Consider the following 18,044-nt stretch of genomic DNA (forward strand, 5'->3'; position numbering starts at 1 on the left):
AAAAGAGAGGGGAAGGTGCAGTATTGCTTAAGAGACATGGTTAGGACTTACTTTCCTTGACAAATTTACCTTTTTTGAATTCAAAATGCAAAATTCAATCTGCGGTCAAGCAACAACTCTAGACATCTATAACAACTCCAGCATCTGCGATACACTCACCAAGGTATTAGCGCACAAAATACCAGATGCAGCTGCTGCTGGGACACCAATTCCCGGCATTGTGCTATCACCCACGCGATACAAACCTTTTATTGGCGTCTGTGAACCGGGAAACATTCCTTTACCCGCTGCGATCGCCGGGCCATAGGTTCCCTGATAACGTCTTAGATAATGGGCATGGGTTAGGGGTGTACCAATAAGTTCCAACTCTACACGCTGGCGAATATCAGGGATAATTTGCTCTAGGGCGCGATATAAAGATTGTGCTTTTTCCCTTTTCTTCTGTTCATATTGATCATTCCGTTCCCAACCGGTGAAGGGTTCGAGGGTGTAAGCATGAACAACATGATATCCCTCTGGGGCTAAAGTGGCATCCCACACACTGGGAATAGAAATCATGCAAGTATTACCAGCTGTGGTAATGTCCTGACTAGAATCGTGAACTACTACATGATGTCCGGTTAAATTTTTCAACCCCTCGGCGCGGATGCCTAAGTGCAAATGCATAAAGCTCTCAACCGCTGGCGTATCTAAAGCCGCTTGACGGTAAGCCGTGGGTAAATCTTCAGGAAGTAGCAGGTGTTTGTAGGTATCCCAAATTGTGGCATTGGAAATTATCACGGGTGCTTTTAAAATTTCACTGGTTCGCAATTTGACGCCAACAGCTTTCCCAGAAGCCACTAAAATTTGCTCAACGTGGCATCCCAAACGCAACTCACCGCCCCAGCGTTGTAAACCCCGCACCAAAGCATTGACAATTGCCTTACTGCCCCCCAGAGGATACTCTACCCCAACGCGCGATGGGCTACGCCCCGCTGTTCGCGAACGCTCCCCCAACATAAAAGCTACCTCTGGGGCAATTGTCCCCTCTGCCTTTAAACCAGATAGCAGAAAGCATTCTAGGTCAATTAGTCGCCGCACCCAAGGATCTTGCACCGTGGCATCCATTACACTACCTACAGATGCTTGGATAATTGGCAAGTTGAAGAGCATTTTTCCCAAAGATGGCAGGTAACGACCCAGTAACACCAGCAGCAACTGCCAATCAGCCCTTAATGCTAGTGTGGGAACACCTTTCATTGCCTCATACAAACCTAACAAGCGTTCTTGAAACCGCTGGACTTCTTTAGCACCTTGGGGGGTAATTTTATGCACCTCATGACGGTACTCTTCAGCATCGCTATAAACTGGAAAACTGCCTTCAGGAAAGTGGTAGTGTCCTAAGGGATTATAGGATATAACTTGGAGGGATTCACCGAGAACATCTAGAACTTGTTTTACAGGATTCAAACTCTGGGCATCGGTCAAACCACAATAAAAAGAAGGGCCAGAATCAAATTCAAAGCCCCGCCGTTTAAAGCTATGGGCAGCACCGCCAGCAATTGTGTGACTTTCACAGACAATCACCCGCTTACCATAACGAGCAAGTAACCCAGCAGCACACAACCCGCCGATACCACTACCAATAACGATGACATCACTATCTTGCATTTCGCTCCTATGTTCTTTGACCAATGACTAATGAATGATTGAACCAATGACCAATGACCAATGACTAATGACCAATGACCAATGACCAATGACCAATGACCAATGACTAATGACTAATGAATGATTGAACCATTGATTGAACTCAAAAACATCTCTAAATCCTTTGGTGACAATAAGGTTTTAGATAATGTGGATTTGACAATTTATCAGGGAGAAGCACTAGGCATTATTGGCCCTTCAGGGACTGGTAAATCGACGGTTTTAAGAATAATAGCCGGGTTATTGCAACCGGATGAAGGAGAAATTTATGTGCAGGGGGTACGACGAGAAGGATTGATTGAGGATGGCACTGATCCGATTGGGATTGGCATGGTGTTTCAACAGGCGGCGTTATTTGATTCGTTGACGGTAGAGGAAAATGTGGGGTTTTTGCTGTATCAAAATTCTAAATTAAAGCGATCGCGCATTCGAGAACTGGTAAATGAAAAATTAGACATGGTAGGCTTACCGGGAATCGGCAACCTTTACCCCGCTGAACTCTCTGGGGGGATGCGAAAAAGGGTAAGTTTTGCCCGTGCGATTATGTCTAACCCTGATAAACCCGCTGATAGCCCATCAGTATTACTATACGATGAACCAACAGCCGGGCTTGATCCCATTGCCTCAACGGTGATAGAAGATTTAATCCGTCATTTGCAACTTACACAGGGTGTCTGTAGTACTTATGTAATTATTACTCACCAAGACAGCACCATTCGGCGGACAGCCGACAGACTAATTTTTCTGTATCAAGGTAAAGTGCAATGGCAAGGTACAGTTAATCAAATAGATAGCACAGACCACCCTTTGATCAGACAATTTATAAGTGGGAGTGTGCATGGGCCGATTCAGGTTGTCGGTTAAGTCAGTGCTGAGTTTTAAATCCTGAGTAGATTTTTCCCACTCAGCACGGATGCGCTAAGAGCACTCAGGAATAATAGTCGGGTAGAGGAAAAAAAATGCGAGGTTTAATGTCAAGCCGCTTCGCGTCTGCGCGAACATTGAGAGAAGGTTCTGTAGGTCTATTGATTCTGTTGGGACTAGGAGTATTTGGAATAATTATTCTGTGGTTGAATAGATTTACCGGGGGTAGCAGTTCCTATAAAGCTATTGTAGAGTTTGCCAACGCTGGCGGGATGCAAAAGGGCGCACCAGTTCGCTTTCGTGGCGTCAAAGTAGGCAGTATTCTCAAAGTTCAACCAAAACCAAATGCCATTGAAGTGGAAATTCAAATTGCTCCGGCTGACTTGATTATTCCTACTGATTCGGTAATTGAAGCTAATCAAACCGGATTAATTAGCGAAAGCATTATTGATATCATCCCCAAGGTGTCTCTACCTACTGGGGCTGCTGTTGCTAAACCCCTAGACAAAAATTGTAATGCCAGCCTGATCATTTGCAATGGCTCACGCTTAAAAGGACAAATTGGTATCAGTACCGATGATTTAATTCGCCAATCAACTAGTTTCGCCGCTGTATACTCTAACGAAAAATTCGCTCAAAACGTCAATAGACTGATAGAAACCTCTGCTGATGCAGCGTCTAGTGTCGCTGGACTCAGTCGGGATCTCCAGAGTTTGAGCAAAAGCTTTAGAGGGCAATTAGGCATATTTTCGGGCACTGCTGTGACATTACAACGGGCAACAAATCAACTCACAACAACCACGACGAGAACAGCAAATGTATTCGGCACCACGGCAAATGATTTCAGTACGACTGCAAAACAATTGAGTTTAACCGCAAGTCAAGCGAGTCGGTTACTGAACAATTTGGATAACTTGGTGACAACAAATCGTTCTTCGTTAGTTGGTGCGTTGAACAATATCACCCAAACTAGCAACCAACTACGTCAGACAGTTACTAGCCTTTCACCTGCGGTTAATCGCTTAACCCAAGGCGAATTACTAAAAAACTTAGAAACTCTCTCGGCTAATGCGGCTCAAGCCTCAGCTAATTTACGGGATGCTAGTAAAGCCTTAAACGATCCAAAAAATACTGTGCTATTGCAACAAACCCTAGATTCAGCAAGAGTAACTTTTGAAAACACCCAAAAAATCACTTCTGATTTGGATGAATTGACAGGTGATCCAGCTTTCCGCAAAAATCTTCTGCAATTGGTGAATGGTCTAAGCAAATTGGTGTCTTCCACACAACAGATGCAGCAGGAAGCACAGGTGGCTATTACCTTAGACTCACTCAAAGCTTCTGTGAACCAGCCAGATTTGGTGATTCCTCCTTCTAACCCGAAAGTATCTGTGAAACAGCCAGATTTGGTGATTCCTTCTCCTAACTCCAAAGTATCTGTGAACCAGCCAGATTTGGTGATTCCTCCTCCTAACCCCATTCAGCAGGGGCTGATTATTAAGCCCGCACCGCCATCGATTGAGAGGGTAGATCATCAATCTCAAACAACTGCTACTCCGGTTACTCCCAATTCAACTCAAGAACAGCTAGTGCAGCAACTACGAGATTATGGGAAGCAAGGGAAGTGAAAGCTGGATACTGCCAAATTTATACAGGTTTACGCCCAACCCCACATCAGCGGGTTATCGTCGAGATGGTCTGTAACAATGCGTCCAATAGCATCAATTTGGGCAACTTCGGCGGCTGATAGTTTAACTTCAGCACTTTGAGCGTTGGCTGTTGCTTGTTCGGGATAACGTGCCCCAGCGATGGCATTTGTTAGAGGTTGGGCAATTAACCAGGCGATCGCCAACTGAGCCAGGGTACAATTATGGCGATCGGCTATGGGGCGCAGTTTTTCTAAAGCTTGTTGGGCACGTTCAAAGTTTTCACCTTGAAATAGCTTATTTTTAGCCCGGTTATCTTCGGGGTCAAATTTATGTCCAGGAGCAAATTTCCCGGTTAACAATCCCTGGGCTAAAGGCGAATAAGCGAGGATAGAAATATTGTTTTCGATACAATAAGGCATTGCATCCTTTTCTACCTTTCGCCAAAATAAAGAATAAGGTGGCTGTAAACTATCAATTCGCCCATACCTTGCGGCTTCTGCCAGTTGGACGCCAGAAAAGTTAGAAACACCAATCGCCCGAATTTTTCCTTGCTCTTTGAGGTGATTTAGAGCGCTCATACTTTCCTCAATTGGTACTATTTCACTATGGAAATTACCAGAGGGCCAATGAATTTGGTAAAGGTCGATGTAATCGGTTTTGAGGTTTTTTAAGGAACGCTCACAAGCCTCAATTACCTGATCATACTTGAGATGGTTGGCAAAAACCTTCGTGGCATACTCCACGCGATCGCGCACATCAGCTAAGGCTTCAGCTACAATCTGCTCAGAGTGCCCCTCACCATAAACTTCAGCCGTATCAATTGTAGTGATTCCCGCCTCATAAGCCGCGCGGATGGTTTTAATCGAGTCAGCATCCTCAATTCCCACCCACATCCTTTTCCCCGCTTGCCAAGTCCCCATCAGAATGGGTGTAATTTGCACAGTCGATGTACCTAGTGTTCGCTTAAACATAGCTACTCCCTGATTGATTTCTCTGGATAGTTTCTCAGTTTAACCGTCCTAGCCTGAAATTAAATCAGAGTAAGAGCAGATACTGATGGTGAGTAAGAAGGGTAGTCTTCCACTAGACAAAGTATCGTACTGCGATCGCCACATAAACGAGGATTATACTGCCAGTCCTCATTTTTCTCTGAGTGTCCAGGATCAAGTTGCTAATTGGGCACGTCAAATTTCCACTACTGTTTTTCTCCACCGGAACATAATGGATTTTTCCAAGTTCCCCATGTGCAGATTTTGCGTAAGCATTCAGGAATATAGTTATTTCGAGGACGCAGAATAAAACTTGACATGGTATAGTTACGCTTGTAAGCGCGATAAAACTTCGCTGCAACAGATAGCCAAAAGCAGCGATAGAAGAGTTAACCAAGTAGGGTTATGGCAGCTTTCCTGTTTCCGTTAGTTTTAGTTGTGATGTGAGGTGTAGCCGATGAATCTGGATCTTCAACTCGGACAAGATGAGACTGTTAACAGCGAATATGAATTTAGTTACTCGCTGATACTCTTCTTCCTAAAGTCGCATTTTTGGGTAACAAACAAGAGACTAATAGTCAATTCACCAAATGTTTTATTTGTCATACCTACAGGGAGTGACACGGTTACCTATCCTCTGAGGTCAATAGGGGGCGTCAAAACCAAAACTGAGTTTAAGTTTTTGTCACTCTTGGGGGGTGTGGTGCTTCTCCTAATTGGTATTTCTAGCTTAAGGTCTGGTATTGGATTGTTGCTTCTTCCACTTGGAGTTGCCACCATAGTCGGTGCTTTTCGCACAGTTATTGCCATTGTGTCTGCCGGCACTGGAGCAGTGACTTACTCTCATCTACCGTGGGAAGCTGAGGACGCAAAGAAAATGATCAATCAGCTAAACCAGGAAATTGCAAATATTTAGTTCCGACCATAGGTTAACAAGCCCGTTGCCGCTGCTAAATTCCTCTGTTGTGAATGCAAAATTTACTTGCATTCGCAAAGACCTTGATATGGGAATGTTCAATAACTAAATTACTTAGACTCGTGCCCGCAGCTATCGCACTACAGTAACTGGTGTTCCGGGACTCACTTGATGAAATAATTCCTTAATGTCTTTGTTGTACATCCGAATACAACCATGTGAAACTGCTTTTCCTACTGACTCAGGATTAGGAGTACCATGAAAACCAACCCAATTGTGACCATTTGTCCAAAATCCAATCCAGTAGTTACCAAGAGGATTTTGCGGTTTTCCTCCTAGGATAGCTTTCCCAGTAATAGGATGTATCCAAGTAGGATTTTTCAACATTTCAATTACTTGAAAATTACCAGTTGGAGTTTCCCAGCCTCGGCGACCTACTGCAATTGGATAACTTTTAATTCGGGTTTTGCCTCGATAGAGATTTAAGCGGCGGCGTCTCAGACTGATTTTAATTTCAGTAGGTTGAGTAATTAAATCCTCGGTATAATTAGTCGGTTTAATTCCTGAATTGTTAGATAAAGTATCCTCAACACCTCTAAAATTATCAGCTAATGATATTTCCCCATTAAAAAAATATAGCCAAAAGACACCCATGAAAATGAATAATTGAAGTGGACGCTTGAACATATTAATAAAATTGAAATTATTCGTAATCATTTTGTTGATATAGCAATCCTATTCGAGTTATAAGCGGTAGCCTAAGGCAAGCCCTTCGGTCTAGGTTTATTTTCACAATTCAGATAGAATTGCTATATCTTTAGTTTATTATTTGCATAAATCACCCCTGATAACTAAGCTCGACTTTATCCAATCAAACCTGTCAACCTGCATTATTTCTCAAAGCTTTTAATCCGGACTTGGTTTGGGTGATATTGAAAAAATCCAAGGCATTGAGACATAAAGGTTTCAGCCTATACGATGCCTAGGTTGGACGTAGCTACCGCCTGACAGGTAAACAGATGAAGTCGAGCTTACTACCGCTCTTATTCGTAGCAGCCAACATTTAAAATTAACAAACTAGAGGTACCAAGCTTGTTAACCTTGCTTGTCTGTGTAAAGCTAGGAAATTAGCTGGAAATTTACCACAACCCTCTGATACCTTGACCATTATTTTGTCTTCTTCTTCTGTTTTCAACAGATGGAGTTTGCTGGGTTCCCGGAGCGGTAGTATCTGGTGGGAATTGCTGGGTTCCCGGAGCGGTAGTATCTGGTGGGAATTGCTGTGTTCCCGGAGTGGTAGTATCTGGTGGGAATTGCTGGGTTCTAATAGTGCGGTCGTTTGGTAATGGCTGTGTTCCCGGAGTAGTAGCATTTATGGGTTGTCTTGTTTGAGAGTGTAACGTTCTACTTGCAGGAATTTGACTAGTTTTAATAGTACTAGAACTGGAATTTGGCAGAGCTAATACTGGAAGAGTTAGTAAAGCGCTAGTACTAGCAACTCCCACGAGACTAGCAAGCATTTTGAACAAATTTTGACTGTGGTTTCCGCTCATTAGTACCTCCTGATTTTTCAGCTAAAAGATTCTTAATCTGTAAAGTATCTTGTATCTTGCCAAACCTGGAAAAAAGTTTAGCTCCGCTTCTGAACTGCAATTTAAAATGTCAATCAAACACCTTGAAATTGATGTTGGCATTTCATTTTTAAAACTTAGAACGATTTATCTCTTAAAGCCTCTGTCTAAAGCATAGTCTGATGTAAAAAATAATGTAATGATGAATACTCCTTTTGGAGAAGCAATGATTATTTTTTATGTCTTGGACATACACCATATTGGATTAATGAAACAAAGTACATAAAGTAAATTAATATTTTTCTATCATTGGGTAGAGATAGAATAGAAATGATTAAAACTCTGCTATAGCGTTTCCTAGTCTGCTGAGGTACAAATCTCTGCGTACCTCTGCGCTTTACTTTGCGTCCCTTTGCGTTTCAAAATATTATCTGTACCTCACGTAACTCTTAATCGCTATAAGTAAGTAGGCGAAAAGAAATCAAACTATGTTAGAGGATGTTTGCAAAGTCTACTTTATTACTCACTGGGCGACTAGAAGTCGCGACTACACAGACAAAACCCACCTCCGTGGGTTGAATTTTCATGAGTCCGCGCAGGCGGACTTTGCTTGTGTAGTAGCGAATTATATTCGCCCAATACTTTTCAAACAACCTCTTAAGCAAAGTAAAAACTATTGAAATTTGCTCGTTTTGAGGGCTTCAGCCCTCACTACCAACCTTGAATTATTTACGTCAACCTACTTAAGTAGCTATGGAAGCAACCACTATCCACGCCCTTAAAGAATGGGCAGTTGCGGTAAATGCCTTGGAATCTGCCCAAACGATTATGCTGCTGCGTAAAGGCGGTATTCATGAACGTAATGGACGTTTCCAAGTTGCCCATAATCAGATTTTGCTTTATCCCACTTATGAACATCAACAAGCTTTGATGCTCAAAGCTGATTATGCTAATCTTGTCTATCCTGTAACTTCAGGCTGGCATCCAGAAACGGTTCGCATCGGCAGTTGGGCAGAAATTACTGATATTTTGCCAGTGGCTGATGAGTCTATTGTCAGTGATTTACTTCCCTTCCATATTTGGAATGAGCATTTTATTAGCGATCGCCTAAAATGGAAACCACGCCAGCCCCTGTATATCCTCTTGCTGCGAACGAACGTGCTACCCCAACCGCTAGAAATTCCCTATCTCCCTAAATACGGTGGTTGTAAGTCATGGATTGATTTAGAACAGCAGATTCCCTTAAAAGCAGCAGCACCGGTTTTATCTGACTCTGCTTACACCCAGCAAGTAGAAACCATTCGCGGGATTATTGGCGATAAATTGTACGCTTCCTCCTTGTGATTACAGGCGCGGATTTAATAGCTAGTACCGCTTTGCAAAATTAAAAATTAAAAATTAAAAAAGCTTATGACATGAGGTTTTCGTCTATTTTGAATGGTACAGGACTTAAGCAAGAACTCTCTCAAACCCTTCTTCCTTTGCGGTTTTTTTCTTCATGATGAAAGCGTAGTTTCTGTGGTAGCTTTTTGTCCGCCGTGTCGTACTAGGTTGAGATTTCTGTGCCTGTGTAGCCAGAAAAACAAATAGCCGACCCTCCATCATCTCACTAAATAGTAGTTGTTGCTACATACAATTGCTAAAACCGTAGATAACATGAGAAGGATATCAACCTAAAACAAAATATCAGGGACAAACATTCTTCTGTTTATCTTCCTATCTGATGGACATCTGACCAGAGGAGTCGGCATTTTTAAGCAATTTACCGCAATCAATAGTATCAAATTCCCATAGCCTAAAAGGTTAGGCAAAAACTACCCCACAAGAATGAGGCAGGTCTTGACAAAAGCCTGTCATTATGCAACATAAGCTAAACGCAAAGGAGTTTACCATGCATCGACAAATGTGCTGGTTATCTAAGTCTGGCAGCGATGGGGCAAAAGTCTTGCATTTGCAGACTGCACCCAGCCAACCTTGGCGTCCCTACACGGCTTTTCCGCAATTTTCAGTCCCAGATTATCAAATTCCTGGCGGTTCTAAAGGTTGGGCAACTTATCAAAAACTGTTGAAAGCAGGCTGGAGTTTAGTTCCAAGCGCCCGTGCAAACGAGTTTAGCAGCAGCTATGCAGAGTCAACAATTCAAAATCAATAGCCTCTAGGGGAACCTTCGCCACGAGGATCAGCCGCGCCTTCTAGGGTATCATCGCCTGTCACAATAATCGCATTTGCATTGCCCCAAGGCTGAGTGTCCTTAATTTTGTGTCCGCGACGGCGTAAGTCTTGCAGAGTTAGGGCATCCATTCCCCAAGATTCCATACGTAACTCATCCGGTAGCCACTGGTGATGTATGCGTGGGACTGACACGGCTGCACCCACATCCATATTGTATTCCAACACATTCAAAATCACTTGCAACACTTGGGTGATAATGGTGCTACCACCTGGTGCGCCCACTACCATCCGCAGGCGTCCATTTTCGGTGATAATTGTCGGAGTCATGCTGGATAAAGGCGTTTTTCGAGGGGCGATGCTGTTTGCTTCGTTACCCACCAAACCAAAGGCGTTAGGAACCCCCGGTGCTGCTGCAAAATCATCCATCTCGTTGTTGAGAACAATCCCCGTTCCTGGTGACACCACACCAGCACCAAAGCCGAGGTTAATTGTGAAAGTCAAACTTACGGCGTTGCGTTGTTCATCGATAACTGTGAGATGACTGGTTTCTGAGGATTCTTTATTTTGAATTGTTTCCAGTCCTGGTTTTACCTCAGTTGCAGGTTTCGCTACTTGCAGATTAATTTCTTGACGGCGTTTTTTGGCGTAGGTGGGGCTGATGAGTTGTTGTACTGGGACTTTGACAAAATCGGGATCACCTAAATATTTGGCGCGATCGCTATATGCAATCTTCATTGCCTCTACCATTAAGTGTATAGCATCGGGGTGATGCCATCCCCAGGATTTTAAATCGGCGTCACCGATGATGTTTAACATCTGCAACAGGTGAACGCCTCCTGATGATGGTGGGGGCATTGAACAAATTTTAGCTTGGCGGAAGTTGCCGCAAACGGGTATGCGCCAAATGGGTTTGTAGGCTTTTAAGTCTGCGAGGGTAATTAAACCGCCGTTTTTGGCCATGTCAGATGCGATCGCACTCGCTATACTTCCAGTGTAGAAACTTTGGGGATTTTGGGAAATAGTGGTGAGAGTTTTGGCTAAATCCCGCTGGACTAATTTTTCCCCTGGTTGATAAAATTGCCCGTTGCGAGTGAAAATATCTCTTGCTGCTGAATTGTCGAGAATTGGCTGTTTGCGGTTCTCGTAAGCTGACAGAGAACGCCATGTATTCTGAGGGCTGAGGATAAAACCATCTTTAGCGAGTGCGATCGCAGGTTTCACCACCTCACTCCACGATAACTTACCATAGCGGCGATGAACTTCATACAAACCCGCCACAGTCCCCGGAGTTGCTACAGCCAAATAACCATTTACACTCGCATTTGGACGCACCTTACCCTCAGCATCCAGATACATATTTCTCGTAGCTTTCAGCGGTGCGCGTTCCCGAAAATCTAGCGCTTTTATTTCCCCAGTTTTCCCAGAATGCAGCAGCAAAAAACCACCGCCACCAATACCCGCCGAAAAAGGTTCAACAACAGAAATCGCAAAAGTTGTAGCCACTGCTGCATCTACCGCATTACCACCTTTAGTTAACATCAAAACTCCCGCATCACTCCCTAGGGGATGGGCCGAAACCACCATCCCCTTTTTGCTGCGTAGAGGTGGGGTGATAGTAGCTGATACAACTTGGCTATAAAAGAGAACGCTAACAGAGAAGACAGCGAAGACAACCCGCTTAGTTTTGGCGACAATACGCATTTTTACGCTATTTTTTCAGCATTATGTGCAATTTCTCACAAAATCATCCTTTTGAAAAGATTTACTCATAAAAAGTCACATAACAACTTTTTCAAACAAGCGCAAAATACAACCAGCGTTACTTGTTACAGTAGAGAAACAACAGCCTATAGAGATATAAAAAGTAAAAATTATGAACTTGTTTGAACGTATAAAAATAGAAGGATATCGTCGTCTGCATAACGTAGAAATCGAAATGCGACCTTTGACGGTGATGATAGGTGCTAATGGTGTAGGTAAAACTTCCCTATTAGAGATTTTTTCACTTATAGCAGCTTCAGCGAATGGTCAATTAGAACCTAAAATTTCCGAATTGGGAGGACTGAATGAAATTATTACCCGCGATAAAGCTAATAAAATAGCAATTTACTTAATAGATGCGCTAATTAAGCCGTGGTCTTCGTCTGCATTTGATTATTGTTTGGAAGTTACTCCTAAAGGCTTGGCATATAAAATTTCTTTAGAGACACTTACTGAAAAAGATTATACGCGCTCCTCCCAACCTGTAACTGTGAAGTACATCGAATCTCGTAACTTAGATGTTAAATACTTGAGTCCAGAAAGTCAAAAATTATTAACTCCAGAATGGGAATACAACCATTTAGAGACTTCTCTTTCTCAAGTACCCAAAATTTACAGATTTTCAGAAATATTCCGTAAACACTTAGCTTCATGCGCGTTTTACGGGCCATTGAATGTTACGTCTAAAAGTCCAGTGCGTTTACCACAACAAATGCGTCCAGTTAGATTACCAGGTACTAACGGGGAAGATTTAGTTTCCTGTCTTTATTATTTACGAGAAACCGACTCAGAACGATTTGAAATTATAGTAGATACCCTTGCTGCTGCATTTCCAGATTTTGAGCGTTTAGCATTTCCTCCAGTAGCAGCAGGAACTATCACAATGACTTGGAAAGATAAAAACTTTTCTCAACCAATTTATATGCACCAACTATCAGAGGGAACCTTACGGTTTATCTGGCTAGTAACACTGCTGCAAAGTCCTGGTTTAACCGCTGTCACTCTCATAGATGAACCAGAAGTTAGTTTACACCCAGAATTATTAAGGCTACTTGCTGATTTAATGCGCGAAGCTTCCCAAAGAACTCAGTTAATTGTAGCAACTCACTCAGATAGATTAATCGGATTTTTAAAACCTGAAGAAGTCCTAATTTGTGATACCACTGAAGATGGTTTAACAACCATGAAATGGGGTGATTCTTTTGATTTAAAACACTGGCTAGAAGATTATAGTTTAGATCAAATTTGGGCGATGAATTTAATCGGCGGTCGTCCATGAGGATAGCGATTTTAGTTGAGGGTGTAACAGAAAAAGCTTTTGAGCCAATTTTACGAGATTTCCTCAAATCACGATTACAACAAATGCCAAAACTTAAGTTTATATCTTATGATGGTCGCATTCCTAAAGCCGAAAAACTTAAGCGTAATGTTGATAATTTGCTCATGGGTAAAGATGCTCATGATGCAGTGATTGCATTAACAGACGTATACACCGGAACAAATGATTTTAAAGATGCAGCAGATGCTAAAGATAAAATGAGAGCTTGGGTAGGGAATAATCCTAATTTTTATCCCCATGCAGCACAGTATGATTTTGAAGCTTGGTTATTACCTTATTGGTCAACAATTCAGAATTTAGCTATATCTAATAAATCAACACCAGGAAGTTTACCTGAACAAGTAAATCACGGAAATCCCCCATCATATCGTATTAAAGAAATATTTGAAACAGGCAAATGTCAACGCAGCTACAGTAAAACCCGCGATGCAGCCAAAATTTTAAAAAACCAAGATTTGATGGTTTCGGTTAATCAGTGTCCTGAATTAAAAGCATTTATAAATACTATTTTGTCTCTTTGTGAAGTTGATTTAATTCCATGAAGGTTTCAAATTCATTGAGTCCGCGCAGGTGGTCACTGAGCTTGTCGAAGTGCGGACTTCGTTTGTGTAGCCGCGATTTCTAATCGCCGAGTATATTTGCTAATTCTTACTCGCAAATACAAAACCTCGCGTCTTCCCCGAAGTTGAATCAACAGTCGCCATCGACTTCCATAAATCCGCCGTCTTTACCCAAACTGGCGGATATTTATAACGGGAAACATCCAAAATTAAAAATCTATCAGTCTGCTCATTATATGCCGCCAAAGGTGAAATATGCCCGCCTATTTCTTGTCCAATAGCTTTACGTAAATAGTTAACTATAACGAAATTTCCCGGTTGTTTTAAATTCTCTGCTGCTAACTTGCGAAACTCTGCTAAACTCGTGTCACTAGCACGGTAAACCTTCACTTTAGCACCGTAACTTTCTAAAAATCCCCCCAACTGATTTAGAGTCATGCCTTGACGAGCGACAACCTCAGCAGGTAGCACCTTTTGCGTATTTTCATTACTAAAAAAGTTTTCCTGAGTAAATACCTTATAAGGCTTATATTGGGGTGCTTCCGGTGCGGTAATTTTCAAGCCATTCAGCACCATCACCATAGTAGCAACGCCACAATATGCTTGATTATCTTGAGTTATAAACTGCATACTCAAGGGAAAAAAATCATCCTTTGATTTACTTTCAATTAATAATTTTTCACCTTCAGGAGAATCAAAACCAATCAAGTTAGGCGAAAGAGGTAATGTTTGAGCGAAGACATTTCCCCCAGCCAAACACGCTCCTAAAATCAGATATTTGAGCGATGTTTTAAGAGTCTTGATTTTTTGAATTTTCATATTTACATTTTTACTAAAATAAGTGCATTTACATAGAATATACTGTATATTGGCGACGCTTGAGCAGTTTAATGCTCAGAATAAAATAAAAAATATTTCAATCTCTGATTCTGAAATCTTCTTTGGCTGCTAGTTAATTCGTGCGTTAGGGAACGCACGCTACGTGTTCGTGAAAATCTCTCTTTATTCTCTCTGCGTCCTCTGCGCCTCTGCGGTTAGTTCAAAAAAGAATATTTTCACAAATCAGATATAGCATTCCTATTTTAAAGCTCAGATCCCCGACTTCTTAGAGAAGTCGGGGATCTTGTTATTGTTATTCAAGATTCCACCTCAGCCAATTCTAACCAGCGCTCAGTCGCCACATCAATTGCTTGCTTGAGATTTTCCACCTGTTCATAAAGCTTTTGCACTTGGCTGTAATTTCCCGGAGAAACATTTACTAAGGCTTTTTCTGCTGCTGCCTTTTCATCCTCTAACTTGGCAATCTTACCTTCCAATTGCTGAAATTCTTTCTTTTCCCAATTGGATAACCCCCGCCGCTTTTTATTCTCTGTTTCTTTAGCTGAAGATGCAGTTTTTTCTACCTCAACATTTTTTGCTTTCTCCTTATTATTATCAGCCTGTAGCTGCGCTTCCTCAGCTTTTTTAAAGTCTAGATAAATAGAATAATTACCTGGATATTGCTTGAGAGTTCCGCCTTCTTCAAACGAAAAGATTGTGTCTACAGTCCGGTCTAAAAAATAGCGGTCGTGGGAAACTACAATGACACTACCAGAAAAATCTTCTAAATAATCTTCTAGTACCGCTAAGGTCTGCACATCTAAATCGTTGGTCGGTTCATCTAAAATTAAGACATTCGGCGCACCGATGAGCAAGCGCAACAGAAATAACCGCCGTTTTTCGCCACCAGAAAGTTTATGAATTGGGGCATATTGCTGATTTCCGGGAAACAAAAACCGCTCCAACATTTGGGAAGCAGTAATTTTAGTACCGTCGGTTATTTGGATAAATTCCCCTTCTTCTTTGATGTAGTCAATCACGCGCTGATTTTCGTTTAATGCGGTGAGTAATTCTTCAGAATGCTGGTCAAAATAACCGATGTGAATTGTCCCCCCAATTTCTACACTACCAGAATCTGCTTTAACCCGTGCAGTAATAATATCCATTAAAGTCGATTTACCTGCACCATTACCGCCAATAATGCCGATGCGGTCTTCTGGGCTAAATTCGTAGGTGAAATTATTAATTAAAGTCCGTCCATTGTATGCTTTAGTAACGTTATTTAATTCAATAACTTTTTTACCAATGCGCCGACCAACTGTAGAAATATCAACTTTACCCTGAACTTGTTTAAACTCAGTATCACGCAACGCATGTGCACGGTCAATTCTAGCTTTTTGTTTGGTACTTCTAGCTTTTGGCCCGCGTTTTAACCATTCCAACTCACGCCGTAATACGCCTTGATGTTTGCGCTGAGTACTAACGGCAGATTCTTCAGCTAGGGCTTTCTTTTCCAGATAATATGAATAGTTACCTGTGTAGGTGTAAATGTCGCCTCGGTCAATTTCGAGAATTCGATTAGTAACACGATCTAAAAAATAGCGGTCGTGTGTTATTAGCAAAAGTGCGCCGCGAAAGCGATTTAAATAACTTTGTAACCATTCTACAGAAAGAGCATCAAGATGGTTTGTTGGTTCATCCATCAGCAAAACATCTGGTTCTGATAGCAAAGCTGTTGCTAAAGCAATGCGTTTGCGATAACCTCCAGATAAAGTCCCAATCTTCACATCAAAGTCAACAATTCCTAGTTTAGTGAGGATGATTTTAGCGTTGGTTTCTAGTTCCCAAGCGCCAGTTGCATCCATCCGCTGCATGACTACCGAAAGCCGGGACATTAGCTGACTATCTTCTGAGGAGTGAGCCAATTTATCAGAAAGTTCCTCATACTCCCGTACTAAAGCTGTATGTTCACCACTGTCAGCAAATATTTGCTCTAAAACTGTCCGATTTTCATCTAAATCTGGCTGCTGGGGTAAGTAGATAATTTTAGAGCCTGAACTGACTAAAATTTGACCGCTATCAATTGATTCTAGCCCAGCGATCATTTTTAATAATGTTGATTTGCCAGAACCGTTAGTACCAATTAAGCCAACTTTATCTGTAGCATCTAGGCTAAAGTTAGCATTGTTTAAAATTTCTTTGATGCCAAAGTCTTTTTTAACTGATTGTAGTGTAATAATACTCATAATTTCTGAATTTCCTATGCAAATTTGTAGGCAGGGTGTTTTCCCTACCTACGGATAATTTAACTTATTATCAATTCTATACAAATAAATCCAGGGGTAAATGTCCATACATTTCATTGATTCCCCCTTCTTGGTAAGACTGGCAAGACACTAATACCCCGCGATGATGTCCGGGATATGAATCAAGATAGCACAAGCCGTTTTTGCCATTTAATTTGATATAAACTGGCCCTTCAGGTTTCGGTAAATTGTTTGGTGCTTCATAACCTAACGCCTGAGAATAAGTTTGCATCGCTAAAATTCCTTCTTCGGCGGTATCAGCACAAATTCCTAATATTTGGTAGTCGGAAAGGCTGGTAATTAAAATTAATGCTCGACTGATGGAACCTTTCTCTGATGGCTTGAGGACAGGTGCAATGTCTAGACAGTTAAATTTATTCAGCAGTTTTTTGGCTTCTTCGGCTGTGAGGTTGTGAGGATTGGAGGTAGACATAAATTGCTTGATTATTTTCCTAGTATGTCTTCTGTGTCTGAGGTGGGACTTGCCCACCTTACTAGTATTTTTGACTAAAATCAAGGTTGATTTTGCAGTTTCCCTAGGTTGAAAAGGAAGGGGACACTGCCTTGGGAACCTTCACCCATAACGAGGACGTTGGGCATTTGAGCGCCGCCACTCTTCCAAGCTTCAATCGCTTCTTTTTGCAGGACTAGCTGCCCTCCTTGAGCTTTGAGGGTTTCTGCTAGGAGTCTTTGTGCTTCTGCCCTACCCTTAGCGCGGTTGATGTCTGCCTGTGCTTCTTGTTCGGCTTCCCTCGCTACATAGACGGCTCTTTGCGCCCGTTGTTCCGCGATTTGTTTTTCTTCAACTGCTCTGGCAAATTCTGGTGAAAAGGCCAAGTCAACTACGCTTGTATCTAAAACAATTATCCCATATTTAACTAAGCGATCGCCTAAAGTACTATCAAAGTCTTCTTTTAATTCGCTGCGTTTGGTGATTGCTTCTTCTACTGTTCTTCTTGCGGCGGCAATTTTAAAGGCTTCCTGGGTCTGGGGGGCGATGATTTTCGAGACGATATTTGCTAAGGTACCTTGTTTCCTCCTCACCTCAACCACCTGTGTGGGATCGAGGCGAAAGTTGATGGCAAATCTCGCAGATAAATTTTGCAGATCCTTAGTCGAACTCTCCGCTGGTACTTCAAACTTTTGCACTGTCAAATCATACACATCTATCACAGAGATAAATGGGGGTTTCAGGTGGATACCTTCTAGTAAAGCGCCATCTGTAGCTTTACCCAAGATGCTGATCACTCCTGCTTCTCCTGGGTTGATAATTATAAAGGAGTTGAGTCCGATAGCCACTAGTATTGCCAACACAATTCCGATAATCGTAGTTGGCAAATTTGCAAATTGCTGAGTTTTCAATTTTCTATCTCCTTTTCTGTTCTGAGGCAACTCCTGTATTATGGTGA

The 18,044-nt window shown here is 42.0% G+C and carries 16 protein-coding genes; 7 read left to right on the forward strand and 9 right to left on the reverse strand.

Annotation, left to right across the window (positions count from 1 at the left end; translation table 11 throughout):
* Positions 1 to 126 precede the first annotated feature (126 nt).
* Positions 127 to 1,650 carry a phytoene desaturase family protein gene (locus H6G32_RS14395; RefSeq protein ID WP_190459378.1) on the reverse strand — a complete coding sequence of 508 codons (1,524 nt, stop codon included), beginning with the start codon at positions 1,648 to 1,650 and terminating at the stop codon, positions 127 to 129.
* Positions 1,651 to 1,770: 120 nt separating this feature from the next.
* On the opposite strand from H6G32_RS14395, the gene H6G32_RS14400 reads away from it, so the two are divergent.
* On the forward strand, positions 1,771 to 2,553 hold the full coding sequence (locus H6G32_RS14400; protein WP_190459380.1) for an ABC transporter ATP-binding protein: 783 nt from the start codon (positions 1,771 to 1,773) through the stop codon (positions 2,551 to 2,553).
* A 95-nt stretch (positions 2,554 to 2,648) separates the two neighbouring features.
* A complete protein-coding gene (locus H6G32_RS14405; protein ID WP_190459382.1) occupies positions 2,649 to 4,181 on the forward strand; it encodes an MlaD family protein in 1,533 nt (510 codons plus the stop codon).
* Positions 4,182 to 4,210: 29 nt separating this feature from the next.
* Here H6G32_RS14405 and H6G32_RS14410 read toward each other — a convergent pair whose 3' ends face one another.
* Positions 4,211 to 5,173 (reverse strand): aldo/keto reductase, encoded by a 963-nt coding sequence (locus H6G32_RS14410; RefSeq protein WP_190459384.1) that lies wholly within the window; start codon positions 5,171 to 5,173, stop codon positions 4,211 to 4,213.
* Positions 5,174 to 5,648: 475 nt separating this feature from the next.
* Between H6G32_RS14410 and H6G32_RS14415 the strand changes: the two genes are divergently transcribed.
* Positions 5,649 to 6,107: a hypothetical protein gene (locus tag H6G32_RS14415; RefSeq protein ID WP_190459386.1), complete on the forward strand. Its 459-nt coding sequence runs from the start codon at positions 5,649 to 5,651 to the stop codon at positions 6,105 to 6,107.
* Positions 6,108 to 6,239: 132 nt separating this feature from the next.
* Here H6G32_RS14415 and H6G32_RS14420 read toward each other — a convergent pair whose 3' ends face one another.
* Together H6G32_RS14420 and H6G32_RS14425 are read right to left on the reverse strand one after the other, a co-directional pair.
* Entirely contained in the window at positions 6,240 to 6,794 is a 555-nt protein-coding gene (locus H6G32_RS14420) for a L,D-transpeptidase (protein ID WP_190459388.1), read from the reverse strand.
* A 452-nt stretch (positions 6,795 to 7,246) separates the two neighbouring features.
* Complete coding sequence (locus tag H6G32_RS14425) at positions 7,247 to 7,660, reverse strand: hypothetical protein (RefSeq protein WP_190459390.1); 414 nt, start codon at positions 7,658 to 7,660, stop codon at positions 7,247 to 7,249.
* Positions 7,661 to 8,431: 771 nt separating this feature from the next.
* Between H6G32_RS14425 and H6G32_RS14430 the strand changes: the two genes are divergently transcribed.
* Together H6G32_RS14430 and H6G32_RS14435 are read left to right on the forward strand one after the other, a co-directional pair.
* Positions 8,432 to 9,022: a DUF1802 family protein gene (locus tag H6G32_RS14430; RefSeq protein WP_190459392.1), complete on the forward strand. Its 591-nt coding sequence runs from the start codon at positions 8,432 to 8,434 to the stop codon at positions 9,020 to 9,022.
* A 547-nt stretch (positions 9,023 to 9,569) separates the two neighbouring features.
* Positions 9,570 to 9,830, forward strand: coding sequence for a hypothetical protein (locus H6G32_RS14435; RefSeq protein ID WP_190459394.1), 261 nt, complete (start codon positions 9,570 to 9,572; stop codon positions 9,828 to 9,830).
* On the opposite strand, the gene ggt is transcribed toward H6G32_RS14435, so the two are convergent.
* Positions 9,824 to 11,551 carry a gamma-glutamyltransferase gene (gene ggt / locus H6G32_RS14440; RefSeq protein WP_190459396.1) on the reverse strand — a complete coding sequence of 576 codons (1,728 nt, stop codon included), beginning with the start codon at positions 11,549 to 11,551 and terminating at the stop codon, positions 9,824 to 9,826. The genes H6G32_RS14435 and ggt overlap by 7 nt on opposite strands.
* A 172-nt stretch (positions 11,552 to 11,723) precedes the next feature.
* Here ggt and H6G32_RS14445 point away from each other — a divergent pair, with 172 nt between their 5' ends.
* Positions 11,724 to 12,890, forward strand: a complete 1,167-nt coding sequence (locus H6G32_RS14445; RefSeq protein ID WP_190459397.1) for an AAA family ATPase — start codon at positions 11,724 to 11,726, stop codon at positions 12,888 to 12,890.
* Positions 12,887 to 13,492 carry a DUF4276 family protein gene (locus H6G32_RS14450; RefSeq protein ID WP_190459399.1) on the forward strand — a complete coding sequence of 202 codons (606 nt, stop codon included), beginning with the start codon at positions 12,887 to 12,889 and terminating at the stop codon, positions 13,490 to 13,492. Before H6G32_RS14445 ends, H6G32_RS14450 begins: the two co-directional genes overlap by 4 nt.
* Positions 13,493 to 13,591: 99 nt before the next feature.
* On the opposite strand, the gene H6G32_RS14455 is transcribed toward H6G32_RS14450, so the two are convergent.
* The 4 genes from H6G32_RS14455 to H6G32_RS14470 form a co-directional block, all read right to left on the reverse strand.
* Entirely contained in the window at positions 13,592 to 14,329 is a 738-nt protein-coding gene (locus H6G32_RS14455; protein ID WP_190459401.1) for a phytochelatin synthase family protein, read from the reverse strand.
* 317 nt (positions 14,330 to 14,646) lie between these two features.
* The gene (locus H6G32_RS14460; protein WP_190459403.1) at positions 14,647 to 16,575 is read right to left on the reverse strand and encodes an ABC transporter ATP-binding protein; all 1,929 of its coding nucleotides are present in this window, start codon (positions 16,573 to 16,575) and stop codon (positions 14,647 to 14,649) included.
* Positions 16,576 to 16,651: 76 nt separating this feature from the next.
* Entirely contained in the window at positions 16,652 to 17,068 is a 417-nt protein-coding gene (locus tag H6G32_RS14465) for a DUF1824 family protein (protein ID WP_190459405.1), read from the reverse strand.
* An 80-nt stretch (positions 17,069 to 17,148) separates the two neighbouring features.
* Positions 17,149 to 17,997 (reverse strand): prohibitin family protein, encoded by an 849-nt coding sequence (locus tag H6G32_RS14470; protein ID WP_190459407.1) that lies wholly within the window; start codon positions 17,995 to 17,997, stop codon positions 17,149 to 17,151.
* Positions 17,998 to 18,044: the final 47 nt, after the last annotated feature.

It is taken from the genome of Cylindrospermum sp. FACHB-282 (assembly GCF_014697195.1).
Taxonomy (GTDB): domain Bacteria; phylum Cyanobacteriota; class Cyanobacteriia; order Cyanobacteriales; family Nostocaceae; genus Cylindrospermum.

Excerpts from the sequence above, each read along its gene's own strand:
- H6G32_RS14395 (WP_190459378.1), bottom strand. The coding sequence starts at position 1,650 with ATGCAAGATAGTGATGTCATCGTTATTGGTAGTGGTATCGGCGGGTTG.
- H6G32_RS14400 (WP_190459380.1), top strand. The coding sequence starts at position 1,771 with ATGATTGAACCATTGATTGAACTCAAAAACATCTCTAAATCCTTTGGT.
- H6G32_RS14405 (WP_190459382.1), top strand. The coding sequence starts at position 2,649 with ATGCGAGGTTTAATGTCAAGCCGCTTCGCGTCTGCGCGAACATTGAGA.
- H6G32_RS14410 (WP_190459384.1), bottom strand. The coding sequence starts at position 5,173 with ATGTTTAAGCGAACACTAGGTACATCGACTGTGCAAATTACACCCATT.
- H6G32_RS14415 (WP_190459386.1), top strand. The coding sequence starts at position 5,649 with ATGAATCTGGATCTTCAACTCGGACAAGATGAGACTGTTAACAGCGAA.
- H6G32_RS14420 (WP_190459388.1), bottom strand. The coding sequence starts at position 6,794 with ATGTTCAAGCGTCCACTTCAATTATTCATTTTCATGGGTGTCTTTTGG.
- H6G32_RS14425 (WP_190459390.1), bottom strand. The coding sequence starts at position 7,660 with ATGAGCGGAAACCACAGTCAAAATTTGTTCAAAATGCTTGCTAGTCTC.
- H6G32_RS14430 (WP_190459392.1), top strand. The coding sequence starts at position 8,432 with ATGGAAGCAACCACTATCCACGCCCTTAAAGAATGGGCAGTTGCGGTA.
- H6G32_RS14435 (WP_190459394.1), top strand. The coding sequence starts at position 9,570 with ATGCATCGACAAATGTGCTGGTTATCTAAGTCTGGCAGCGATGGGGCA.
- ggt (WP_190459396.1), bottom strand. The coding sequence starts at position 11,551 with ATGCGTATTGTCGCCAAAACTAAGCGGGTTGTCTTCGCTGTCTTCTCT.
- H6G32_RS14445 (WP_190459397.1), top strand. The coding sequence starts at position 11,724 with ATGAACTTGTTTGAACGTATAAAAATAGAAGGATATCGTCGTCTGCAT.
- H6G32_RS14450 (WP_190459399.1), top strand. The coding sequence starts at position 12,887 with ATGAGGATAGCGATTTTAGTTGAGGGTGTAACAGAAAAAGCTTTTGAG.
- H6G32_RS14455 (WP_190459401.1), bottom strand. The coding sequence starts at position 14,329 with ATGAAAATTCAAAAAATCAAGACTCTTAAAACATCGCTCAAATATCTG.
- H6G32_RS14460 (WP_190459403.1), bottom strand. The coding sequence starts at position 16,575 with ATGAGTATTATTACACTACAATCAGTTAAAAAAGACTTTGGCATCAAA.
- H6G32_RS14465 (WP_190459405.1), bottom strand. The coding sequence starts at position 17,068 with ATGTCTACCTCCAATCCTCACAACCTCACAGCCGAAGAAGCCAAAAAA.